Source organism: Micromonospora sp. DT31 (assembly GCF_049841795.1).
Taxonomy (GTDB): domain Bacteria; phylum Actinomycetota; class Actinomycetes; order Mycobacteriales; family Micromonosporaceae; genus Micromonospora.
In genome coordinates, this window is record NZ_JBNCKZ010000014.1 from 24779 (window position 1) to 42130 (window position 17352).

A 17352-nucleotide genomic window follows, 5' to 3' on the forward strand; every position below is an offset into this window, starting at 1 on the left:
GGCGACGAGAGGGAGTGGCATGACGGAACGGGTCGAGGGTCACGGTGGCGAACTGGCCATCGCGGCGCTGCGCGCGCACGGCGTACGGGAGATGTTCACGCTCTCCGGCGGGCACGTCTTTCCGCTCTACGACGCCGCCCACCGCACCGGGTTTCCGATCTACGACGTGCGGCACGAGCAGTCCGCCGTGTTCGCCGCCGAGGCGGTGGCCAAGCTCCAGCGCCGCCCCGGTCTGGCCGTGCTCACCGCCGGCCCCGGCGTGACGAACGGTGTCTCCGGCCTGACCAGCGCGTTCTTCAACGCCTCACCGGTGCTGGTGCTCGGCGGGCGGGCACCGCAGTTCCGCTGGGGCTCGGGCAGCCTCCAGGAGATGGACCACCTGCCGCTCGTCGCCCCGGTGACCAAGCACGCCGAGACGGTGTTCAGCGCCGACGACATCCCGCGGGCGGTCTCCGCGGCGCTGACCACCGCGCTGACCCCGCACCGGGGGCCGGTCTTCCTCGACTTCCCGCTGGAGGCGGTCTTCTCGGTCGGTGACGCCGACGTGCCGGCGGTGACCCCACCGGCGCCGATCGAGCCGGACCCGGACGAGGTGGCCCGCGCCGCCGCCCTGATCGCCGGCGCGTCCCGGCCGGTGATCATCGCCGGCTCGGACGTGTACGCGGGTGACGCCGTGGAGGCCCTGCGGGCCGCCGCCGAGGCGCTGCGGGTGCCGGTGTTCACCAACGGCATGGGCCGGGGCGCGCTGCCGCCGCAGCACCCGCTCGCCTTCGCCAAGGCCCGCCGGGTCGCCCTCAAGGGCGCCGACGTGGTCGTGGTGGTCGGCACCCCGCTGGACTTCCGGCTCTCCTTCGGCGATTTCGGCGACGCGCAGGTGGTGCACGTCGTCGACGCGCCCAGTCAGCGGGCCGGGCACGTGCAGCCCGCCGTCGCGCCGGCCGGTGACCTGCGGCTGATCCTGGGCGGCTTCGCCGAGCACACCGGCGACCGGGCCGACCACACCGACTGGATCGCCGAGCTGCGCACCGCGGAGGACGCGGCGAGGGCCCGCGACGCCGAGGAGATGACCGCCGAGACCGACCCGATCCGCCCGGCCCGCGTCTACGGCGAACTGCGCCGGGCGCTCGCCCCGGACTCCATCACCATCGGCGACGGCGGCGACTTCGTGTCGTACGCCGGGAGATACCTGGAGCCGGCCCAGCCCGGCACCTGGCTCGACCCCGGCCCGTACGGGTGCCTGGGCACCGGCATGGGCTACGCCATGGGTGCCCGGGTCAGCCACCCGGACCGGCAGATCTGCGTGCTGATGGGCGACGGCGCGGCCGGCTTCTCGCTGATGGACGTGGAGTCGCTGGTCCGGCAGAAGCTGCCGGTGGTGATCGTGGTCGGCAACAACGGCATCTGGGGGCTGGAGAAGCACCCCATGCGCGCGATGTACGGCTACGACGTGGCCGCGGACCTCCAGCCGGGGCTGCGCTACGACAAGGTCGTCGAGGCGCTCGGCGGTGCGGGCGAGACGGTGGACAAGGCCGCCGACCTCGGGCCCGCGCTGGGGCGTGCCTTCGACTCGGGCGTGCCGTACCTGGTCAACGTGCTGACCGACCCGGCGGACGCGTACCCCCGTTCGTCGAACCTGGCCTGAGTGGCGGCGGGCCGCCGGCCGGGTGACCGGCGGGCGGCCCGTGGCCCGGGCTCAGACCTCCGGGCGGTCCCGTTCGTCCGGCGGGCGCAGCTCGCCCTCGCGGCGACGCAGGTCCTCCTCCCAGAGCCGCAGCCGCTCCTGGTCCTCCTGGCGGGAACGTTCGTCGAGCGAGGCGAGGAACTCGGGGTCGTCGTCGGGCGCGAGCGGACGGCGGGCCGGGCCGGCGGGACCGCGCACGCCGGTGACGCCGGCCGGGCCGTTCGGGCGCTCGCGGCCGACCAGGAACCAGGCGATCGAGCCGACAAGTGGGAAGAGCAGGATGACAGGCACCCAGATCGCCCGGGGCAGCGCCTTGACCTGCTCCTTCTCGGCGGAGAGGCAGCTGATCAGCGCGCAGGCGGCGAGGGCGACCTGGATCAGAAAGAGCAGCACGTAGACGCGGACCATGCCCCATGATGGCTCACCCGAGCAGGTCAGCGCACCCCGCCGAGCAGGTGGGCGACGCCGAGCAGGGCCAGCCCGGCCGCGCCGAGCGCGGTCAGCGGCACCGACCAGCGGGCCGGCCGGCGCGGCCCGACGCCGGTGGCCCGGCGCCAGTTGACCACCAGCAGGGTGAGCCAGATCGCCACCGCCGCCCCGGCCAGCGCCGCGTCCACCGCCCGGCCCCCGAACGCCGGGCGGAGCTGGAGCAGCAGCACCGCGGTCAGGGTGAGCAGCGTCCGCCGCCAGGCCAGCCGGGTCCGCTCGGGTTGCAGGCCGGGGTCGCGGGTCACGTGCGCGGTCCGAGCAGCAGGGCGACCACCAGCAGCGCCGCGCCCACGGCGACGGCCAGGGCCAGCACCGCCGGGAACCGCGACGCGGGCAGCTCCTCGCCCAGCCGCATGGCCCGTTCGGTACGCGCCCAGTGGTCCACCGCCCGGATCGACACCGCCGCGCCGATCAGCAGCAGCCCGACGGCGAGGGCCTCGCGCAGGTGACTCAGGGGCAGCGGCGGCAGGAACTGCGCGGCGGCCAGCCCGCCCGCGACGAACGCCAGCCCGGTCCGCAGCCAGGCCAGGAACGTCCGTTCGTTGGCGAGCGAGAAACGGTAGTCCGGTGGGCTGCCGACCGAGCGCAGCTCACGCGGGTCGAACCACTGCCTGATCGACTCCCACACGCCGTCGATTATCCGCTTTGCCCCCTGCCTAGCCTGAGGGGATGACCGATCTTGACGCGCGAACCCTGCGGAACGCCTATGACAGCCAGATCCGTCCGGAGCTGCCGGACCCGTTGCCGGCCGGGGTGACCGTGGAACGCGACGGTCCGCTGTTCCGCGTCGTCGGCCTGGACCACCGTGGCTTCCTCACCTACCGCACGCTCGACGGCCTGGCCGGCGCCGAGCTGGACGCGCTGATCGCCCGGCAGGTCGAGTTCTTCCGGGCCCGGGGCGAGGCGGTCGAGTGGAAGCTCGCCGGTCACGACGAACCGGCCGACCTGGGGGACCGGCTGCGCGCCGCCGGTTTCGTCCCGGAGGACGAGGAGACCGTCGTGGTCGGCCCGGTCGCGCCGCTCGCCGCCGCCGTCCCGGTGCTTCCGGACGGCGTACGCCTGCGCGAGGTCACCGGCCGTGCCGACCTGGAGCGGATCGCCGCCATGGAGGAGGAGGTCTGGCACGACGACCGGGGGCACCTGGTGATCGGCCTGGGCCGGGAGATCGACGCCGACGGGCAGTCGATCACGGTGGTGGTGGCCGAGGCGGGGGAGACGGTGATCAGCGCCGGCTGGATCCGCTACCAGCGTGGCACCGGTTTCGCCAGTCTCTGGGGCGGTTCGACGCTGCCGCAGTGGCGCAGGAAGGGCATCTACCGGGCGCTGGTGGCGTACCGGGCGCGGCTGGCGCAGCAGCGCGGCAAGACGTTGATGCAGGTGGACTGCTCGCCGGACAGCCGGCCCATCCTGGAGCGGCTCGGTCTCGTTGCGGTCACCACCTCCACGCCCTACGTCTACACTCCGTGATCATGGAGCGGTTGACGGCGGACGAGCGGCTCACCCTGAAGACCGGCGCGTTCGGGGCCGTCTTCCTGGTCTCCAACGCCGTGCCCGGGGTGCTGGCGATGGTGCGGGAGAGCTTCGCCGCCTCCGGGGCGCTGGCCGAGGTGGGGGGCGTGGTCAAGGAGGCGCTCACCACCGGCCCGCTGCCGCAGCTGCCCCGGGGCCCGGTCCCGCAGGTCGAGTCCGTGGTGCTGCCCGCGTTGGGCCGGTCGGTGGAGATCCTGGGCGCCAAGTCGCCGGGCGACGTCGAGACGTACCGGTCGGTGGTGCTGGCCGCGGCGGAGCGGGTGGCGCGGGCGCACCGGGGGATCGAGCCCGCCGAGGCGGCGGCGATCGAGAAGGTGCGGCGGGCGCTCGACGAGCCGACCGGGCAGTGGTGAGTTGCGTCACTCCGGGTCACCGGGGTGGCCATACTACTTGCGGGTAACCTTGGCTCGTGGGCAAGTGCACAGCGCCCCGCGGTTGACCGACGTTGCGTCACGCGGGAGGCTGCGCCCGTGACCGGGCGAGTGATCGCTACACCAAACAGGAGGGTCGTCGAAGCGCGATGAACATCGTCGTACTCGTCAAGCAGGTGCCCGATTCGGGCGCGGACCGCAACCTGCGTGCTGACGACAACACCGTCGACCGCGGTTCGGCGAACAACGTCATCAACGAGATGGACGAGTACGCCATCGAGGAGGCGTTGAAGATCAAGGAGGCGAACGGCGGCGAGGTCACCATCCTGACCATGGGTCCGGACCGGGCGACCGAGTCGATCCGCAAGGCGCTCTCCATGGGCCCGGACAAGGCGGTCCACGTCGTCGACGACGCCCTGCACGGTTCCTGCGCCGTGGCCACCTCGAAGGTGCTCGCGGCCGCTCTCGGGCAGCTCAACGCCGACCTGGTTCTCTGTGGCGCCGAGTCAACCGACGGCCGGGTCCAGGTCATGCCGCACATGATCGCCGAGCGGCTGGGCGTGGCCGCGCTCACCGGCGCGCGCAAGCTCACCGTCGACGGCGGCACGCTTACCGTCGAGCGGCAGACCGAGGAGGGCTACGAGGTGGTCACCGCCTCGACGCCGGCAGTGGTCTCGGTCTGGGACACCATCAACGAGCCGCGCTACCCGTCGTTCAAGGGCATCATGGCGGCCAAGAAGAAGCCGGTGCAGACGCTCTCCCTGGGTGACCTGGGCGTGGCCCCGGCCGAGGTGGGCTTCGACGGCGCCACCAGCGCCGTGGTCGAGCACTCGAAGCGCCCGCCGCGCTCCGGCGGCGAGAAGATCACCGACGAGGGCGAAGGCGGCGTGAAGCTTGTCGAGTTCCTCGCCACCGAGAAGTTCGTGTGAGGGGTCTGGACATGTCTGAGGTTCTCGTCGTCGTCGAAGCCACCCGGGAATTCGGCGTCAAGAAGGTCACCCTTGAGATGCTCACCCTCGCGCGCGAGCTGGGCACCCCGAGCGCGGTGGTGCTCGGCGGCGCCGGCGCCGCCGAGGCGCTGGGCGCCAAGCTGGGCGAGTACGGCGCGGAGAAGATCTACGCCGCCGAGGGCGAGGAGATCGACGGCTACCTGGTGGCGCCCAAGGCCACCGTGGTCGCCGAGCTGGTCAAGCGGGTCCAGCCGGCCGCCGTGCTGCTCGCCTCGTCCCAGGAGGGCAAGGAGATCGCCGCCCGCCTCGCGGTGAAGCTGGACAACGGCATCCTGACCGACGTGGTCGGCCTGGCCGCCGACGGCACCGCCACCCAGGTCGCGTTCGCCGGCTCCACCATCGTCAAGGCCAAGGTCACCAAGGGCCTGCCGCTGGTCACCGTCCGGCCGAACTCGCTCAACCCCACCCCGGCCGCGGCCACCCCGGCGGTCGAGCAGCTCACCGTGTCGGTCACCGACGCGGACAAACTCGCCAAGGTCGTCGACCGGGTCGCCGAGCAGAAGGGCTCCCGCCCCGAGCTGACCGAGGCGTCGGTGGTCGTCTCCGGCGGTCGCGGTGTCGGCAACGCCGACAACTTCAAGCTGGTCGAGGAGCTGGCCGACCTGCTCGGCGGCGCGGTCGGCGCGTCCCGCGCGGCGGTCGACTCCGGGTTCTACCCGCACCAGTTCCAGGTCGGTCAGACCGGCAAGACCGTCTCCCCGCAGCTCTACGTCGCGCTGGGCATCTCCGGCGCGATCCAGCACCGGGCCGGCATGCAGACCTCGAAGACCATCGTCGCGGTGAACAAGGACGGCGAGGCACCCATCTTCGAGCTGGCCGACTACGGCGTGGTCGGCGACCTGTTCAAGATCGTCCCGCAGGCCGCCGAGGAGATCCGCAAGCGCAAGTGAGCATGGCGTGGAGAAGGCCGCCGCCCGGATCATCCGGGCGGCGGCCTTTCTCGTAGGGAGCTGATCGGCGGGCCGGGGAGCTGAGCCGGCCCGCCGATCAGCCCGTCAGGGTGCCCCTCAACAGGCTGTCGCCGGAGTGGCGGGTGTTGTTGTCGAACTGCTCGGCGCTGATGTCGACCACGGTGTAGGTGCGCAGATCCACGTTCGGGGGAATCGGCAACAGCGCCTCCCCCGATCCGTTGCTCAGCGTGCCCACGGAGAACATCTTCATCGTGCCCGGATCGATCAGCCAGACCTCGTAGTACCCCGGAATGCGCGGGAGATTCGCCACGTGCAGATGCAACTGGTTGTCCCCGAGCACGCGGGCGTCGCCGGAGGCGTCCTTCGGCGTCGCGCCGAACGCGGCAAGCGGCGCGCTGGCCAGGACCGTCGGCTGCGGGTCGGGCTCGTCGGTGCCGGTACCGAGCACCGCGGCGGTGCCGGCCACGCCGATCACCGCGGCGGCGGTGGCGGTGACCACCGTGGTCGCCCAGTTCGGCCAGCGCCGCCCCCGGCGGGTACGCCGTCGCGCGCCGGGCGCCGCAGCCGGCTCGACCGGGTCCGCCGGGCGCGGCACGCGCCGATCGGCGAGCGTCGGCAACTCCTCGGCGGCGCGGATCTCGGCGACGATGCCCTGCCACAGGTGCTCCGGCGGGTCGGGCAGGTCGGTCAGGCCCTGGGTGCTCGCGCCGAGCCCGGCGACGTGCTGAAGCGTCTCCATCTCGCCCCGGCAGTGGCCGCAGGTGTCCAGATGGGTGGCTTCACCGTCAGCGGCCTCGCTCTCACCGAGCGCCAGAAAGACCAGCCGGTCGTGGTCCAGGTGCTGCACCGTCCACCTCCCATCTGCGTTTCAGGCTCTGCATGCCGCGTCGGATGTGACTCTTGACCGTGCCGAGCGGCACTCCGGTCACGGTCGCGATCTGCTGGTGTGTCAGGTCGTCGTAGAACGCCAACTCCAGCATCCGACGTTGCTCGTCGGGGAGCCGGGCCAGCTCGTCGGCGACCACCAGCCGGTCGACCACCGTGTCCGGGTCGGGACCGGTGGCGGCCGGCTCGGGTAGTCGCCGCACCGTCTCCACCACCCTGGTCTCCCGGGCCGCGGCCCGGATCCGGTCGACCGCCTTGCGTCGCCCGATGCCGAGCAGCCAGCCGATCAGCGAACCCTTCGTCGGATCGAACGTCTCGCGGCCGAGCCAGGCGGCGACGAACGTCGCCTGGGTCACGTCCTCGGCGTCACTGCGGTTTGCGAGCGTCGTGGTGGCCAGGTGCAACACCGCCCGGCCGTATCGGTCGTACGCCTCTCGCAGGGCTGCCTCGTCGCCGTCGCGGAATCGCGTCGCGAGGTCGTCCTCGCCCGGTGGTTCGGGGCCCTGCCTGACCGCCGTCACCGGGCGGCTCGCCTTCCGTGGGGCATACCCGACTGTAACTCCCACAGCCCTCACCCCACTCTCCGGTGTGTCCGCCGCGACCCCCCGTCACCTTTCCTTCGTCGCCGTGGGGTCGGACGGATGCGTGCCGGGGAGGAAAAAGAAAACGGATTCGGGCGCATCCGGGGGTGCCGGAGCCGGCGTAACCCGTTCTGCAAGCCAGGCCTGACGAATCAGCATGAACCACCAGGAGGCAGACAATGCAGTACGCGATGTTCCGTCGGGTCGCCGCGGGCGGTGCGGTAGCCGCCCTGACCTTCGCCGGAGTCGGCGCCGCCACCATGAGCCCGGCCTACGCCGCCTCGTCGAAGGTCTCCGTGGTCCACGGCATCCCGGACACCCCGGTCGACGTGTACGTCAACGGCGAGAAGACGCTCAACAACTTCAAGCCCGGCGACGTCGCCGGCCCGCTCACCCTGCCCGAGGGCGATTACGACATCGCCCTGACCAAGCCCGGTGAGGCGATCGACAAGGCGATCCTGAAGGTGGACGACGCCGCGGTGCCGGGCGGGGCCAACATCAGCCTCGCCGCCCACCTCAGCGCCGACGGCAAGCCGCAGATCACCCCGTTCGTCAACGACGTGTCCAAGGTGGGTGCGGGCAAGGCGCGGCTGATCGTCCGGCACACCGCCGCCGCCCCGGCCGTCGACGTGCGGGCCGGCGGCAAGCCGGTCTTCGAGGGCCTGACCAACCCGAAGGAGGCCAAGGCCGACGTGGCCGCCAGCGCCGTGAAGGCGGACGTGGTGCTCGCCGGCACCGACACCGTCGCCATCGGCCCGGCCGACCTGAACCTCAAGGAGGGCACGGCCACCATCGTCTACGCGATCGGCTCCGCCGAGGCCAAGAACCTGGACGTGGTGGCGCAGACCATCAGCGGCCTGCACTCGGCCCCCGGTGGCGTGCCCAGCGGCACCGGCGGCCAGGCCGGCACCGGTGTGGACACCTGGTGGTACGTGCTGGCCGGCGCCGGCGTGCTGCTCCTGGTCGGCGGCGGGGCGCGGGTGGCCACCGCCCGGACCGGTCGCCGATGAGGCTGGGTAACCGCGGGGCGCTGGCGGCGATGGCCGCCGGCGCCGCCGCGCTCACCCTCGCCACGGTGGTGGCGTGCGGGTCCCAACCCGCCGAGGACGTCGGCGCCGACGAGGCGGCGGCCCTGGCCACCGCCACGCCCACCCCGACACCGTCGGCGGCCGACCAGGGGTCGGTGCCGGTGAACCCGGGCGCGCTGCCGTCGGACGGCGCGATCGTGCCGCCGGTGAAACTGCGTATCCCGCCGATCAAGGTCACCGCCACGGTCAACCCGGTCGGCGTCAACGAGCGCACCGACGAGTTCGAGGTGCCGCCCAGCGTGGACCAGGTCGGCTGGTACCGGTACGGCCCAGGGCTGGAGGCCGGATCCGGCTCGGTGGTGATCGCCGGGCACGTGGACAGCGCCGACCAGGGCAAGGGGGCGTTCTTCCGGCTCCGCGAACTGGGCCGGGGGGACATCCTCACCGCCACCGGCTCCGACGGCGAGGAGCGCCGCTACCGGGTGGTGGCCCGGGAGGAGTACCGCAAGTCGAAGATCCCGCTGGACCGCTACTTCGCCCGCGACGGCAAGCCCCGCCTGACGTTGATCACCTGCGGCGGGCCGTTCGACGCGAAGACCCGCAGCTACCGGGACAACATCGTGGTCACCGCGGTACCCGCCTGAGACACCGGACCGCCCCGTCCCACTCCCGCCGGGAGGGGCGGTCCGGCCCCCGGCTGCGGATCCGCGGGCCGTTAGGCTGAACGGTGATGGCATACCTGGATCACGCGGCGACGACCCCGATGCTCGACGAGGCACTCGAGGCGTATGTCGCGACCGCCCGCGAGGTCGGCAACGCGTCGTCGCTGCACGCGGCGGGTCGTCGCGCCCGTCGGCGCGTGGAGGAGTCCCGGGAACGGGTGGCCGCCGCGCTCGGCGCCCGCCCCTCCGAGGTGATCTTCACCGGGGGCGGGACGGAGAGCGACAACCTAGCCGTGAAGGGCATCTTCTGGGCCCGCCGGGCGGCCCACGCGGACCGGGCCCGGGTGGTTTCCAGCGCCGTCGAGCACCACGCCGTGCTGGACGCGGTGGACTGGCTGGTCGAGCACGAGGGGGCGCAGGTCGGCCGGCTGCCTGTCGACGCGACCGGGCGGCTCGACCCGGAAGGGCTGCGCGCCGAGCTGGCCGAGCACGGCGAACGGGTCGCGGTGGTCACCGCCATGTGGGCGAACAACGAGGTCGGCACCGTCCAGCCGGTGACCGAGCTGGCCGCGGTCGCCGCCGCGTACGGGGTGCCGTTCCACACCGACGCCATCCAGGCGGTCGGGCAGGTGCCTGTCGACTTCGCCGCCAGCGGGGTGTCCGCGCTCACCGTGACCGGGCACAAGCTCGGCGGGCCGACCGGTGTGGGTGCGCTGCTGCTGGCCCGCGACGTGGCCGCGACGCCCCTGCTGCACGGCGGCGGCCAGGAGCGCGACGTGCGCTCCGGGACGCTCGACACCGCCGGCATCGTCGCGTTCGCGGTCGCCGTCGAGGTCGCGGTGAAGGGCCAGCAGCAGTACGCGACCCGGGTCGCCGCGCTCCGCGACGAACTTGTCGACCGGGTGCGGCGGGCGGTCCCCGAGGTGGTCTTCAACGGCGACCCGGCCGACCGGCTCCCCGGCAACGCGCACTTCTCCTTCCCGGGCTGTGAGGGGGACGCGCTGCTGCTGCTGCTGGACGCGCACGGCATCGCCTGCTCGACGGGCTCGGCCTGTTCCGCCGGGGTGGCCCAGCCCTCGCACGTGCTGCTGGCGATGGGCGCCGACGACGACCGGGCCCGGTCGTCGCTGCGCTTCACGCTCGGGCACACCAGCACCGGCGCGGACATCGACGCGCTGATCGCCGCCCTGCCGGCCGCGGTGGAACGGGCCCGCCGCGCGGCCGCCCTCCGCACCCCCCGCTGATCCGGATACGCTCGGTGCGGATGAGGGGAGTGGGCCGGTGAGGGTTCTGGCGGCGATGTCGGGCGGGGTGGACTCCGCCGTGGCGGCGGCGCGGGCGGTGGAGGCCGGTCACGACGTGACGGGCGTGCACCTGGCACTGGCCCGCAACCCGCAGACCTACCGCACCGGCGCGCGGGGCTGCTGCACGCTTGAGGACTCCCGGGACGCCCGCCGTGCCGCCGACGTGCTGGGCATCCCGTTCTACGTGTGGGACATGGCCGACCGGTTCCACGACGACGTGGTCGACGACTTCGTCGCCGAGTACGCCGCCGGCCGTACCCCGAATCCCTGCCTGCGCTGCAACGAGAAGATCAAGTTCGCGGCGGTGCTGGACCGGGCCGTCGCCCTGGGCTTCGACGCCGTGGTCACCGGTCACCACGCCCGGCTCGGCGCGGACGGGCTGCTGCGGCGCAGCGTCGACGCGGCCAAGGACCAGTCGTACGTGCTGGCGGTGCTGACCCGCGCGCAGCTCGACCGGTCGATCTTCCCGCTCGGCGACTCGACCAAGGTCGAGGTGCGCGCGGAGGCCGCCCGGCGCGGCCTCGCCGTGGCCGACAAGCCCGACTCGCACGACATCTGCTTCATCGCCGACGGCGACACCCGCGGCTTCCTCGCCGAGCGGCTCGGCGAGGCGCCGGGCCAGGTGGTGGACGCGCTCACCGGCGCGGTGGTGGGGCAGCACAGCGGCGCCTACCAGTACACGGTGGGGCAGCGGCGCGGGCTGCGCCTGGACCGCCCGGCGTCGGACGGCCGGCCCCGCTACGTGCTGTCCATCACCCCGACCACGAACACGGTGACGGTCGGCCCGGCCGAGGCGCTCGAGGTCTCCGACGTGCGTGCCACCCGCCCGGTGTGGACCGGCGGGCCGCGCCCGGACGGCCCGATCGAGTGCGAGGTGCAGTTGCGGGCGCACGGTGACGTGGTGCCGGCGGCCGTCGAGGTCGACACCGACGGACTGCGGGCGTCGCTGCGCCGGCCGGTCCGGGGTGTCGCGGCCGGTCAGGCGATCGTGGCCTACCGGCCGGACCCGGCCGGCGACGTGGTTCTCGGCTCCGCCACCATCACCGGCTGACCTGGCAGATCCGCCGTATCGCCCCCGGGCCTGCCCGGGTCGACGAGAATCGGGCTGGTCTTACAGGCGGTGAGCCAGTTCTTCCTCAGCCTCGCCGAATGGCTCGGCCAGACCGGCGCGTTCGGCGTCTTCGCCGCCTCTGCGTGGTGGCGTTCGTCTTCGTCTGGCGGCTGCTGCCGGAGACCAAGGGCAGGCCGCTGGCGCAGATCCAGCAGATGTGGCTGGACGAGGCAAACCGCTGACCGGCCGCGACCGGTCGACCGGCGTCGCGCAACCGGTCGCGGACCACCGGATACCCTTCGCCCGTGACAGATCACGCGTGGTCCTGGCCCGCCGCAGCAGCCACCGGCATCGGCTCGCTGCCCGGCACCGACATCGCCGAGGCGCAGCGGATCGTGCTCGGTGAGCTGCCCGCCCTGCCGCACCTGCCCGAGCTGCCCGCCCGGGGGCCGGGCGCGGACCTGGTCGGCCGCACCGCCGGCCTGCTGGTCGAACTGCCGGTCGAGCTGTACGCGGCCCGCTGGCGGGTCGCCGCGCGCCCGGGGCGGGACCTGCGGCGCGCCCGGGACCTGATGGAACGCGACCTGGACCAGCTCGCCGAGCAGGCCGAGGAGTACGCCGGCCCGGTCAAGGTCCAGGCCGCCGGCCCGCTGACCCTGGCCGCCGCGTTGGAGCTGCCGATCGGCGGTCCGATGCTGCGCGACCCGGGCGCGGTGCGCGACCTGGCCGGATCGCTGGGCGAAGGGTTGCGGGGGCACGTCGCCGCGGTGGCCCGGCGGCTGCCCCACGCCTCGGTGCTGCTTCAGCTCGACGAGCCGTCCCTGCCGGCGGTGCTGGCCGGTCGGGTGCCGACCGAGAGCGGCCTCGGCACCCACCGTCCGATGGAGTCGGAGGTGGCCCGGGCCCTGCTTGGCGGCGTGCTGGAGGCGGCCGGTGTGCCGACGGTGGTGCACTGCTGCGCGCCCGACGTGTCGCTGGAGCTGATCCGCTCGACCGGCGCGGTCGGCGTCGCCCTCGATCTGTCGCTGGTCACCGACCTCGACCCGCTCGGCGAGGCGATCGACGCCGGGTTCGGCCTGCTGGCCGGCGCCGCGCCGACGCTGCCGCCGCCGACCGGCCGGCCTCCCACGTCGGCCGAGGTGGCCGACCGGGTCCGCCGGGTCTGGGACCGGCTCGGTTTCCCCCGCAGCCGGCTGGTCGGGCAGGTGGTGGTCACGCCCGCCTGCGGCCTGGCCGGGGCCACCCCGGCGTACGCCCGGGCGGTGCTGGCCGCCTGCCGGGACGCGGGCCGCCGGCTCGCCGAGGAGTGACATTCTCCGTCGTACCCCGGGGGCAGAATGACCGGCATGATTGGACAACTGCGCTCCACCGTGATCGATTGCCCAGACCCGCGCGCACTTGCCGGCTTCTACGCCGAGCTGCTCGGCCTGCCGCTGTCCGAGGAGAACTCCGACGGCGACGAGTGGGTGGTGCTCGGTGGCTCGCCGGGGCACCAGCCGCGACTCGCCTTTCAGAAGGCGCCGGGCCTGCGCGCCCCTGACTGGCCCGACCCGGAGCGTCCGCAGCAGTTCCACCTGGACGTGACCGTGGACGACATCGAGGCGGCCGAGCAGGCGGCGTTGGCGCTCGGCGCGCGGCGGCTGCCCGGCGAGGGGGAGGGCTTCCGGGTCTACGCCGACCCGGCCGGTCACCCGTTCTGCCTCTGCTGGGACTGACCTCCCGTTCCTTGCGCGGTCGAGGCATGATCACCACCGTGACCGCCTCCACCGCACGTCGCGCCGCCGGCTCGCTGTTCGGCCTGGCCTACGGCGACGCCCTGGGCAAGCCGACCGAGTTCCTCACCGTCACCGAGATCGTCCGGCGCTACGGCCCGGACGGTCCGCGCGAGCTGACCGGTGATCCGGCGCTGGTGACCGACGACACCCAGATGGCGCTGGCCGTGGCGTGGGCGTTGCACGACGCGCCCACGTACACGGCCGGGGTGGTGGAGCCGCTGCTGCGGCAGCGCTTCCTCGACTGGGCGGCCAGCCCGGAGAACAACCGCGCCCCCGGGATGACCTGCCTGCGCGCCTGCGGTGAGCTGGCCCGGGGCGCCCGCTGGCAGGACGCCACGGTCGCCGGTTCGAAGGGCTGCGGCGCGAACATGCGGGTCACCCCGGTCGGGCTGCTCGACGTCGACCTCGACACGATGGCGGGGCTGGCCCAGCTCCAGGCCGGCCTCACCCACGGGCACCCGACCGGGCTGGCGGCCAGCGAGCTGACCGCGTACGCGGTCCGGCTGCTGCGTGACGGCGCGGCGTTGCCGGAGCTGCCCGGCCGGCTCACCGCGCGGGCCCGGGAGCAGCGCTCGGTCTACCGGGAAGACTGGCTCGGTGACCTGTGGCGGCACTCGGGCGCGGGTGACCCGGCCGGGTTCGTCGCCGAGGGTTGGGACGAGTGCCTGCGGACGCTCGACCGGCTGGCGGCCGCGCTGGCCCGGCCCGACGACGGCGGCGACCCGTGCCGGCTCACCGGCGAGGGGTGGGTGGCCGAGGAGGCGTTGGCCACCGCGCTGCTCTGCGCACTGCGGCACCCGGACGACCCGGTCGCCGCGCTGGCCCGGGGCGCGACCACCGCCGGCGACTCCGACTCCATCGCCGCGCTGGCCGGCGCGTTCGTCGGGGCGGCGCACGGGATGGCCGCCTGGCCGCCCGGTTGGGCCGGGCGCATCGAGTACGCCGACCAGCTCGGCGCGCTCGCCGACGCGTTCGACAGCGGCGTGCGCTAGCGGACGAGGGGCGCGCGTCCGCCGGCGACGAGGGCGCGGGCCCTCGCCTCCCCGGGGCGGCTCAGCCGGTGAGGTGCGGCAGTCGGCTGACTCCGCGCCACAGGGCCGGGTCGCAGGTGCCGGCCCGGTCGGCGAAGGCGGTAAGCGGCACCGGGATCGGCTCGCTGACGTCGAGGAAGCTGTCGTGGTCGGCGTCCGGGTCCCAGTCCCGGGTCGGGATCGGCAGATGGTCGTCCCGATCCGACTTGTCCTGGCTGGTGATCTTGAGTACGTCGGCGTCCCGGCCGTCGACCCGCAGCACAAGGCAGGGGCGCACCTTGGATCCGGTCGCGTCGGCGTAGGGCACGTCCGCCCACCAGATCTCCCCGGGCCGGGGCGTCGGCCCGGTCGGCCGGTCGGTGCCGCGCGGCCTCGGCGCCGTGCCGGCCCGGGCGCGGTCGCCGCGCGGGACTGCCCCGGCCCGGTCGCGGCCCGGCCGCCCGGTACCCGGTCGGCCCCGCTCGTCGGATCGGCCCCGCTCGTCGGATCGGCCGCGCTCGTCGGATCGGCCGCGTCGGGTGCGCGGCCGCCGCCGGTCGCCGGTCCGGCCCGTGCCGGTGGACCGCTCGGCCACCCGGCGACGCCACTCGTTCCACAGCCAGCCGGCCGCAACGCAGGCCACGATCACCAGCGCCCAGATCACACCGTCGCGCATGTGTACCCCGCCCTCCGTCCGTTCCGCCGCCGCGATCGTCGCACGGCCGGCCGCCGGCCGCCCGACGGCGCGACACGCGCCCACCCGGGCACCGATTCGCCTGCTCACCGCGCGGGTGGCCGGACGGTTGTCAGTCCCGACCGATACCGTTCGGTGGACGCGCGAGCAGCACGGGAGCGCGAGCAGCACGGGAGGTCGTCAGCGGTGACTGAAGGAGCAGCGGTGTCCGAGGAAGCAGCGGCGCCCGAGGAAGCGGTTCCCACCGCGGTCGACGCGGCCCAGGAGGCGGCGGCCGGCGCCGAGCCAACCCCGCAGGCGCGGGACCGGCACGCCACGCTCAGCCAGGAGCTCACCGAGCACCAATACCGCTACTACGTGCTGGACGCGCCCACCATCACCGACGCGGAGTTCGACCGGCAGCTGCGCGAGCTGGAGGCGTTGGAGGCGGAGTTCCCGGCGCTGCGCACCCCCGACTCGCCCACCCAGCGCGTCGGTGGCACCTTCTCCACCGACTTCACCCCGGTCACCCACGCCGAGCGGATGCTCTCCCTCGACAACGCCTTCGCCGACGAGGAGCTGGCCGCCTGGGCCGAGCGGGTCGAGCGCGACGCCGGCGGTCCGGTGCCCTACCTGTGCGAGCTGAAGGTCGACGGACTGGCCATCAACCTGACCTACGAGAACGGTCGGCTGGTGCGCGCGGCCACCCGGGGCGACGGCCGCACCGGTGAGGACGTCACCGCCAACGTGCGCAGCATCGCCGACGTCCCGGCCCGGCTCACCCCGGCAGACGACTTCCCCGACGTGCCCGAGCTGCTGGAGGTGCGCGGCGAGATCTACTTCCCGGTGACCGCGTTCGCCGACCTCAACGCCGGCCTGGTCGAGCAGGGCAAGGCGCCGTTCGCCAATCCGCGCAACGCCGCCGCGGGCAGCCTCCGGCAGAAGGACCCGAGGGTCACCGCCTCCCGTCCGCTGCGCCTGGTGGTGCACGGCATCGGGGCGCGAAAGGGCTTCCGGCCGGCCACCCAGTCCGAGTCCTACGCCGCACTCAAGGCGTGGGGGCTGCCGACCAGCGACCGTTGGAAGGTGGTGCCCGACCTGGCCGGGGTGGCCGAGTTCATCGCCTGGTACGCCGAACACCGGCACGACGTCGAACACGAGATCGACGGCGTGGTGGTCAAGGTCGACCCGGTCCCGATCCAGGGCCGGCTCGGCTCGACCAGCCGCGCCCCGCGCTGGGCGATCGCCTTCAAATACCCGCCGGAGGAGGTCAACACCACGCTGCTCGACATCGACGTCAACGTGGGCCGCACCGGGCGGGTCACCCCGTTCGCCGTCCTCGAACCGGTGCGGGTGGCCGGCTCCACGGTCGCGCTCGCCACCCTGCACAACGCCCGCGAGGTCGAGCGCAAGGGCGTGCTCATCGGCGACACGGTGGTGCTGCGCAAGGCCGGCGACGTGATCCCCGAGGTGCTCGGTCCGGTGGTCGAGCTGCGGCCGGCCGACGCCCGCCCGTTCGTCATGCCGACCGACTGCCCCGCCTGCGGCACGCCGCTGGCGCCGGCCAAGGAGAGCGACGTCGACATCCGCTGCCCCAACTCCCGCAGCTGCCCGGCGCAGCTGCGGGAACGGGTCTTCCATCTGGCGGGCCGGGGCGCGTTCGACATCGAGGTGCTCGGTTACAAGGGCGCGGCGGCGCTGCTCGACGCCGGGATCATCACCGACGAGGGTGACCTGTTCGACCTCGACGCGCAGCGGCTGAGCCAGTCGCCGTTCTTCGTCAACAAGGACGGCAGCCTCGGCAGCAACGCCACGAAACTGCTCGACAACCTGGCGGTCGCCAAGGAACGCGACCTGTGGCGGGTGCTGGTGGCGTTGTCCATCCGGCACGTCGGCCCGACCGCCGCCCAGGCGCTCGCCCGGCACTTCCGGTCGGTCACCGCGATCGAGGAGGCCAGCGAGGAGGAGCTGTCCTCGGTGGACGGCGTCGGCCCGACCATCGCGGCCAGCCTGAAGGAGTGGTTCGCCGTCGACTGGCACCGCGACGTGGTGCGCAAGTGGGCCGACGCGGGCGTGCGGATGGCCGAGGAGGCCGGTGACGAGGGACCACGCCCGCTCGACGGCGTCACCGTGGTGGTCACCGGCACGCTCACCGGGTTCAGCCGCGACCAGGCCGCCGAGGCGATCCAGACCCGGGGTGGCAAGGTGACCGGGTCGGTGTCCAAGAAGACCGGTTTCGTGGTCGTCGGCGACAACCCCGGTTCCAAGGCCGACAAGGCGGCCACCCTCAAACTGCCGATCCTGGACGAGGACGGGTTCCGGGTGCTGCTGGAGTCCGGGCCGGACGCGGCCCGCCAGGTGGCCCGGGTGCAGGACTGACAACCTGGTCAC

The 17352-nt window shown here is 73.8% G+C and carries 20 protein-coding genes; 14 read left to right on the plus strand and 6 right to left on the minus strand.

Annotation, left to right across the window (positions count from 1 at the left end):
- The first annotated feature begins 19 nt into the window (after positions 1 to 19).
- Positions 20 to 1642, plus strand: a complete 1623-nt coding sequence (locus tag ACLQ2X_RS21385) for an acetolactate synthase (protein ID WP_425682850.1) — start codon at positions 20 to 22, stop codon at positions 1640 to 1642.
- A gap of 51 nt (positions 1643 to 1693) precedes the next feature.
- On the opposite strand, the gene ACLQ2X_RS21390 is transcribed toward ACLQ2X_RS21385, so the two are convergent.
- From ACLQ2X_RS21390 to ACLQ2X_RS21400, 3 genes are read right to left on the minus strand one after another with little or no spacing between them, the layout of a single operon-like run.
- A complete protein-coding gene (locus ACLQ2X_RS21390; protein ID WP_425682851.1) occupies positions 1694 to 2089 on the minus strand; it encodes a PLD nuclease N-terminal domain-containing protein in 396 nt (131 codons plus the stop codon).
- Positions 2090 to 2115: 26 nt separating this feature from the next.
- Positions 2116 to 2415: a DUF202 domain-containing protein gene (locus ACLQ2X_RS21395; protein WP_425682852.1), complete on the minus strand. Its 300-nt coding sequence runs from the start codon at positions 2413 to 2415 to the stop codon at positions 2116 to 2118.
- Entirely contained in the window at positions 2412 to 2798 is a 387-nt protein-coding gene (locus tag ACLQ2X_RS21400) for a YidH family protein (RefSeq protein ID WP_425682853.1), read from the minus strand. The genes ACLQ2X_RS21395 and ACLQ2X_RS21400 overlap by 4 nt, the downstream gene beginning before the upstream one ends.
- A 41-nt stretch (positions 2799 to 2839) precedes the next feature.
- On the opposite strand from ACLQ2X_RS21400, the gene ACLQ2X_RS21405 reads away from it, so the two are divergent.
- The 4 genes from ACLQ2X_RS21405 (at position 2840) to ACLQ2X_RS21420 (ending at position 5971) form a co-directional block, all read left to right on the plus strand.
- Positions 2840 to 3637 carry a GNAT family N-acetyltransferase gene (locus ACLQ2X_RS21405; protein ID WP_425682854.1) on the plus strand — a complete coding sequence of 266 codons (798 nt, stop codon included), beginning with the start codon at positions 2840 to 2842 and terminating at the stop codon, positions 3635 to 3637.
- Positions 3638 to 3639: 2 nt separating this feature from the next.
- Positions 3640 to 4053 (plus strand): hypothetical protein, encoded by a 414-nt coding sequence (locus ACLQ2X_RS21410; protein ID WP_425682855.1) that lies wholly within the window; start codon positions 3640 to 3642, stop codon positions 4051 to 4053.
- 167 nt (positions 4054 to 4220) lie between these two features.
- Positions 4221 to 5000 carry an electron transfer flavoprotein subunit beta/FixA family protein gene (locus tag ACLQ2X_RS21415; RefSeq protein WP_425682856.1) on the plus strand — a complete coding sequence of 260 codons (780 nt, stop codon included), beginning with the start codon at positions 4221 to 4223 and terminating at the stop codon, positions 4998 to 5000.
- An 11-nt stretch (positions 5001 to 5011) separates the two neighbouring features.
- A complete protein-coding gene (locus ACLQ2X_RS21420; protein ID WP_425682857.1) occupies positions 5012 to 5971 on the plus strand; it encodes an electron transfer flavoprotein subunit alpha/FixB family protein in 960 nt (319 codons plus the stop codon).
- Between the two features lie 97 nt (positions 5972 to 6068).
- On the opposite strand, the gene ACLQ2X_RS21425 is transcribed toward ACLQ2X_RS21420, so the two are convergent.
- Together ACLQ2X_RS21425 and ACLQ2X_RS21430 are read right to left on the minus strand one after the other, a co-directional pair.
- Entirely contained in the window at positions 6069 to 6839 is a 771-nt protein-coding gene (locus ACLQ2X_RS21425; RefSeq protein ID WP_425682858.1) for an anti-sigma factor, read from the minus strand.
- Positions 6793 to 7398 (minus strand): RNA polymerase sigma factor, encoded by a 606-nt coding sequence (locus tag ACLQ2X_RS21430; RefSeq protein ID WP_425682859.1) that lies wholly within the window; start codon positions 7396 to 7398, stop codon positions 6793 to 6795. The genes ACLQ2X_RS21425 and ACLQ2X_RS21430 overlap by 47 nt, the downstream gene beginning before the upstream one ends.
- Positions 7399 to 7637: 239 nt before the next feature.
- Between ACLQ2X_RS21430 and ACLQ2X_RS21435 the strand changes: the two genes are divergently transcribed.
- The 8 genes from ACLQ2X_RS21435 (at position 7638) to ACLQ2X_RS21470 (ending at position 14270) form a co-directional block, all read left to right on the plus strand.
- Positions 7638 to 8468, plus strand: coding sequence for a DUF4397 domain-containing protein (locus tag ACLQ2X_RS21435; RefSeq protein ID WP_425682860.1), 831 nt, complete (start codon positions 7638 to 7640; stop codon positions 8466 to 8468).
- Positions 8465 to 9130 (plus strand): class F sortase, encoded by a 666-nt coding sequence (locus tag ACLQ2X_RS21440; RefSeq protein ID WP_425682861.1) that lies wholly within the window; start codon positions 8465 to 8467, stop codon positions 9128 to 9130. Before ACLQ2X_RS21435 ends, ACLQ2X_RS21440 begins: the two co-directional genes overlap by 4 nt.
- An 86-nt stretch (positions 9131 to 9216) precedes the next feature.
- Positions 9217 to 10392 (plus strand): cysteine desulfurase family protein, encoded by a 1176-nt coding sequence (locus ACLQ2X_RS21445; RefSeq protein WP_425682862.1) that lies wholly within the window; start codon positions 9217 to 9219, stop codon positions 10390 to 10392.
- A gap of 37 nt (positions 10393 to 10429) precedes the next feature.
- Positions 10430 to 11503: a tRNA 2-thiouridine(34) synthase MnmA gene (gene mnmA / locus ACLQ2X_RS21450; RefSeq protein WP_425682863.1), complete on the plus strand. Its 1074-nt coding sequence runs from the start codon at positions 10430 to 10432 to the stop codon at positions 11501 to 11503.
- A 98-nt stretch (positions 11504 to 11601) separates the two neighbouring features.
- Positions 11602 to 11745, plus strand: a complete 144-nt coding sequence (locus ACLQ2X_RS21455) for a hypothetical protein (RefSeq protein ID WP_425682864.1) — start codon at positions 11602 to 11604, stop codon at positions 11743 to 11745.
- Between the two features lie 63 nt (positions 11746 to 11808).
- Positions 11809 to 12813, plus strand: a complete 1005-nt coding sequence (locus tag ACLQ2X_RS21460) for a methionine synthase (RefSeq protein ID WP_425682865.1) — start codon at positions 11809 to 11811, stop codon at positions 12811 to 12813.
- 36 nt (positions 12814 to 12849) lie between these two features.
- Complete coding sequence (locus ACLQ2X_RS21465) at positions 12850 to 13218, plus strand: VOC family protein (RefSeq protein ID WP_425682866.1); 369 nt, start codon at positions 12850 to 12852, stop codon at positions 13216 to 13218.
- Between the two features lie 26 nt (positions 13219 to 13244).
- Positions 13245 to 14270: an ADP-ribosylglycohydrolase family protein gene (locus ACLQ2X_RS21470; RefSeq protein ID WP_425682867.1), complete on the plus strand. Its 1026-nt coding sequence runs from the start codon at positions 13245 to 13247 to the stop codon at positions 14268 to 14270.
- A 61-nt stretch (positions 14271 to 14331) separates the two neighbouring features.
- Here the strand turns inward: ACLQ2X_RS21470 and ACLQ2X_RS21475 are convergent, their stop codons facing one another.
- On the minus strand, positions 14332 to 14964 hold the full coding sequence (locus ACLQ2X_RS21475) for a type II toxin-antitoxin system PemK/MazF family toxin (RefSeq protein ID WP_425682868.1): 633 nt from the start codon (positions 14962 to 14964) through the stop codon (positions 14332 to 14334).
- 222 nt (positions 14965 to 15186) lie between these two features.
- Between ACLQ2X_RS21475 and ligA the strand changes: the two genes are divergently transcribed.
- Positions 15187 to 17340, plus strand: coding sequence for an NAD-dependent DNA ligase LigA (gene ligA / locus ACLQ2X_RS21480; protein ID WP_425682869.1), 2154 nt, complete (start codon positions 15187 to 15189; stop codon positions 17338 to 17340).
- Positions 17341 to 17352 lie beyond the last annotated feature (12 nt).

Excerpts from the sequence above, each read along its gene's own strand:
- ACLQ2X_RS21385 (WP_425682850.1), top strand. The coding sequence starts at position 20 with ATGACGGAACGGGTCGAGGGTCACGGTGGCGAACTGGCCATCGCGGCG.
- ACLQ2X_RS21390 (WP_425682851.1), bottom strand. The coding sequence starts at position 2,089 with ATGGTCCGCGTCTACGTGCTGCTCTTTCTGATCCAGGTCGCCCTCGCC.
- ACLQ2X_RS21405 (WP_425682854.1), top strand. The coding sequence starts at position 2,840 with ATGACCGATCTTGACGCGCGAACCCTGCGGAACGCCTATGACAGCCAG.
- ACLQ2X_RS21410 (WP_425682855.1), top strand. The coding sequence starts at position 3,640 with ATGGAGCGGTTGACGGCGGACGAGCGGCTCACCCTGAAGACCGGCGCG.
- ACLQ2X_RS21415 (WP_425682856.1), top strand. The coding sequence starts at position 4,221 with ATGAACATCGTCGTACTCGTCAAGCAGGTGCCCGATTCGGGCGCGGAC.
- ACLQ2X_RS21420 (WP_425682857.1), top strand. The coding sequence starts at position 5,012 with ATGTCTGAGGTTCTCGTCGTCGTCGAAGCCACCCGGGAATTCGGCGTC.
- ACLQ2X_RS21435 (WP_425682860.1), top strand. The coding sequence starts at position 7,638 with ATGCAGTACGCGATGTTCCGTCGGGTCGCCGCGGGCGGTGCGGTAGCC.
- ACLQ2X_RS21440 (WP_425682861.1), top strand. The coding sequence starts at position 8,465 with ATGAGGCTGGGTAACCGCGGGGCGCTGGCGGCGATGGCCGCCGGCGCC.
- ACLQ2X_RS21445 (WP_425682862.1), top strand. The coding sequence starts at position 9,217 with ATGGCATACCTGGATCACGCGGCGACGACCCCGATGCTCGACGAGGCA.
- ACLQ2X_RS21455 (WP_425682864.1), top strand. The coding sequence starts at position 11,602 with ATGGCTCGGCCAGACCGGCGCGTTCGGCGTCTTCGCCGCCTCTGCGTG.
- ACLQ2X_RS21465 (WP_425682866.1), top strand. The coding sequence starts at position 12,850 with ATGATTGGACAACTGCGCTCCACCGTGATCGATTGCCCAGACCCGCGC.
- ACLQ2X_RS21470 (WP_425682867.1), top strand. The coding sequence starts at position 13,245 with ATGATCACCACCGTGACCGCCTCCACCGCACGTCGCGCCGCCGGCTCG.
- ACLQ2X_RS21475 (WP_425682868.1), bottom strand. The coding sequence starts at position 14,964 with ATGCGCGACGGTGTGATCTGGGCGCTGGTGATCGTGGCCTGCGTTGCG.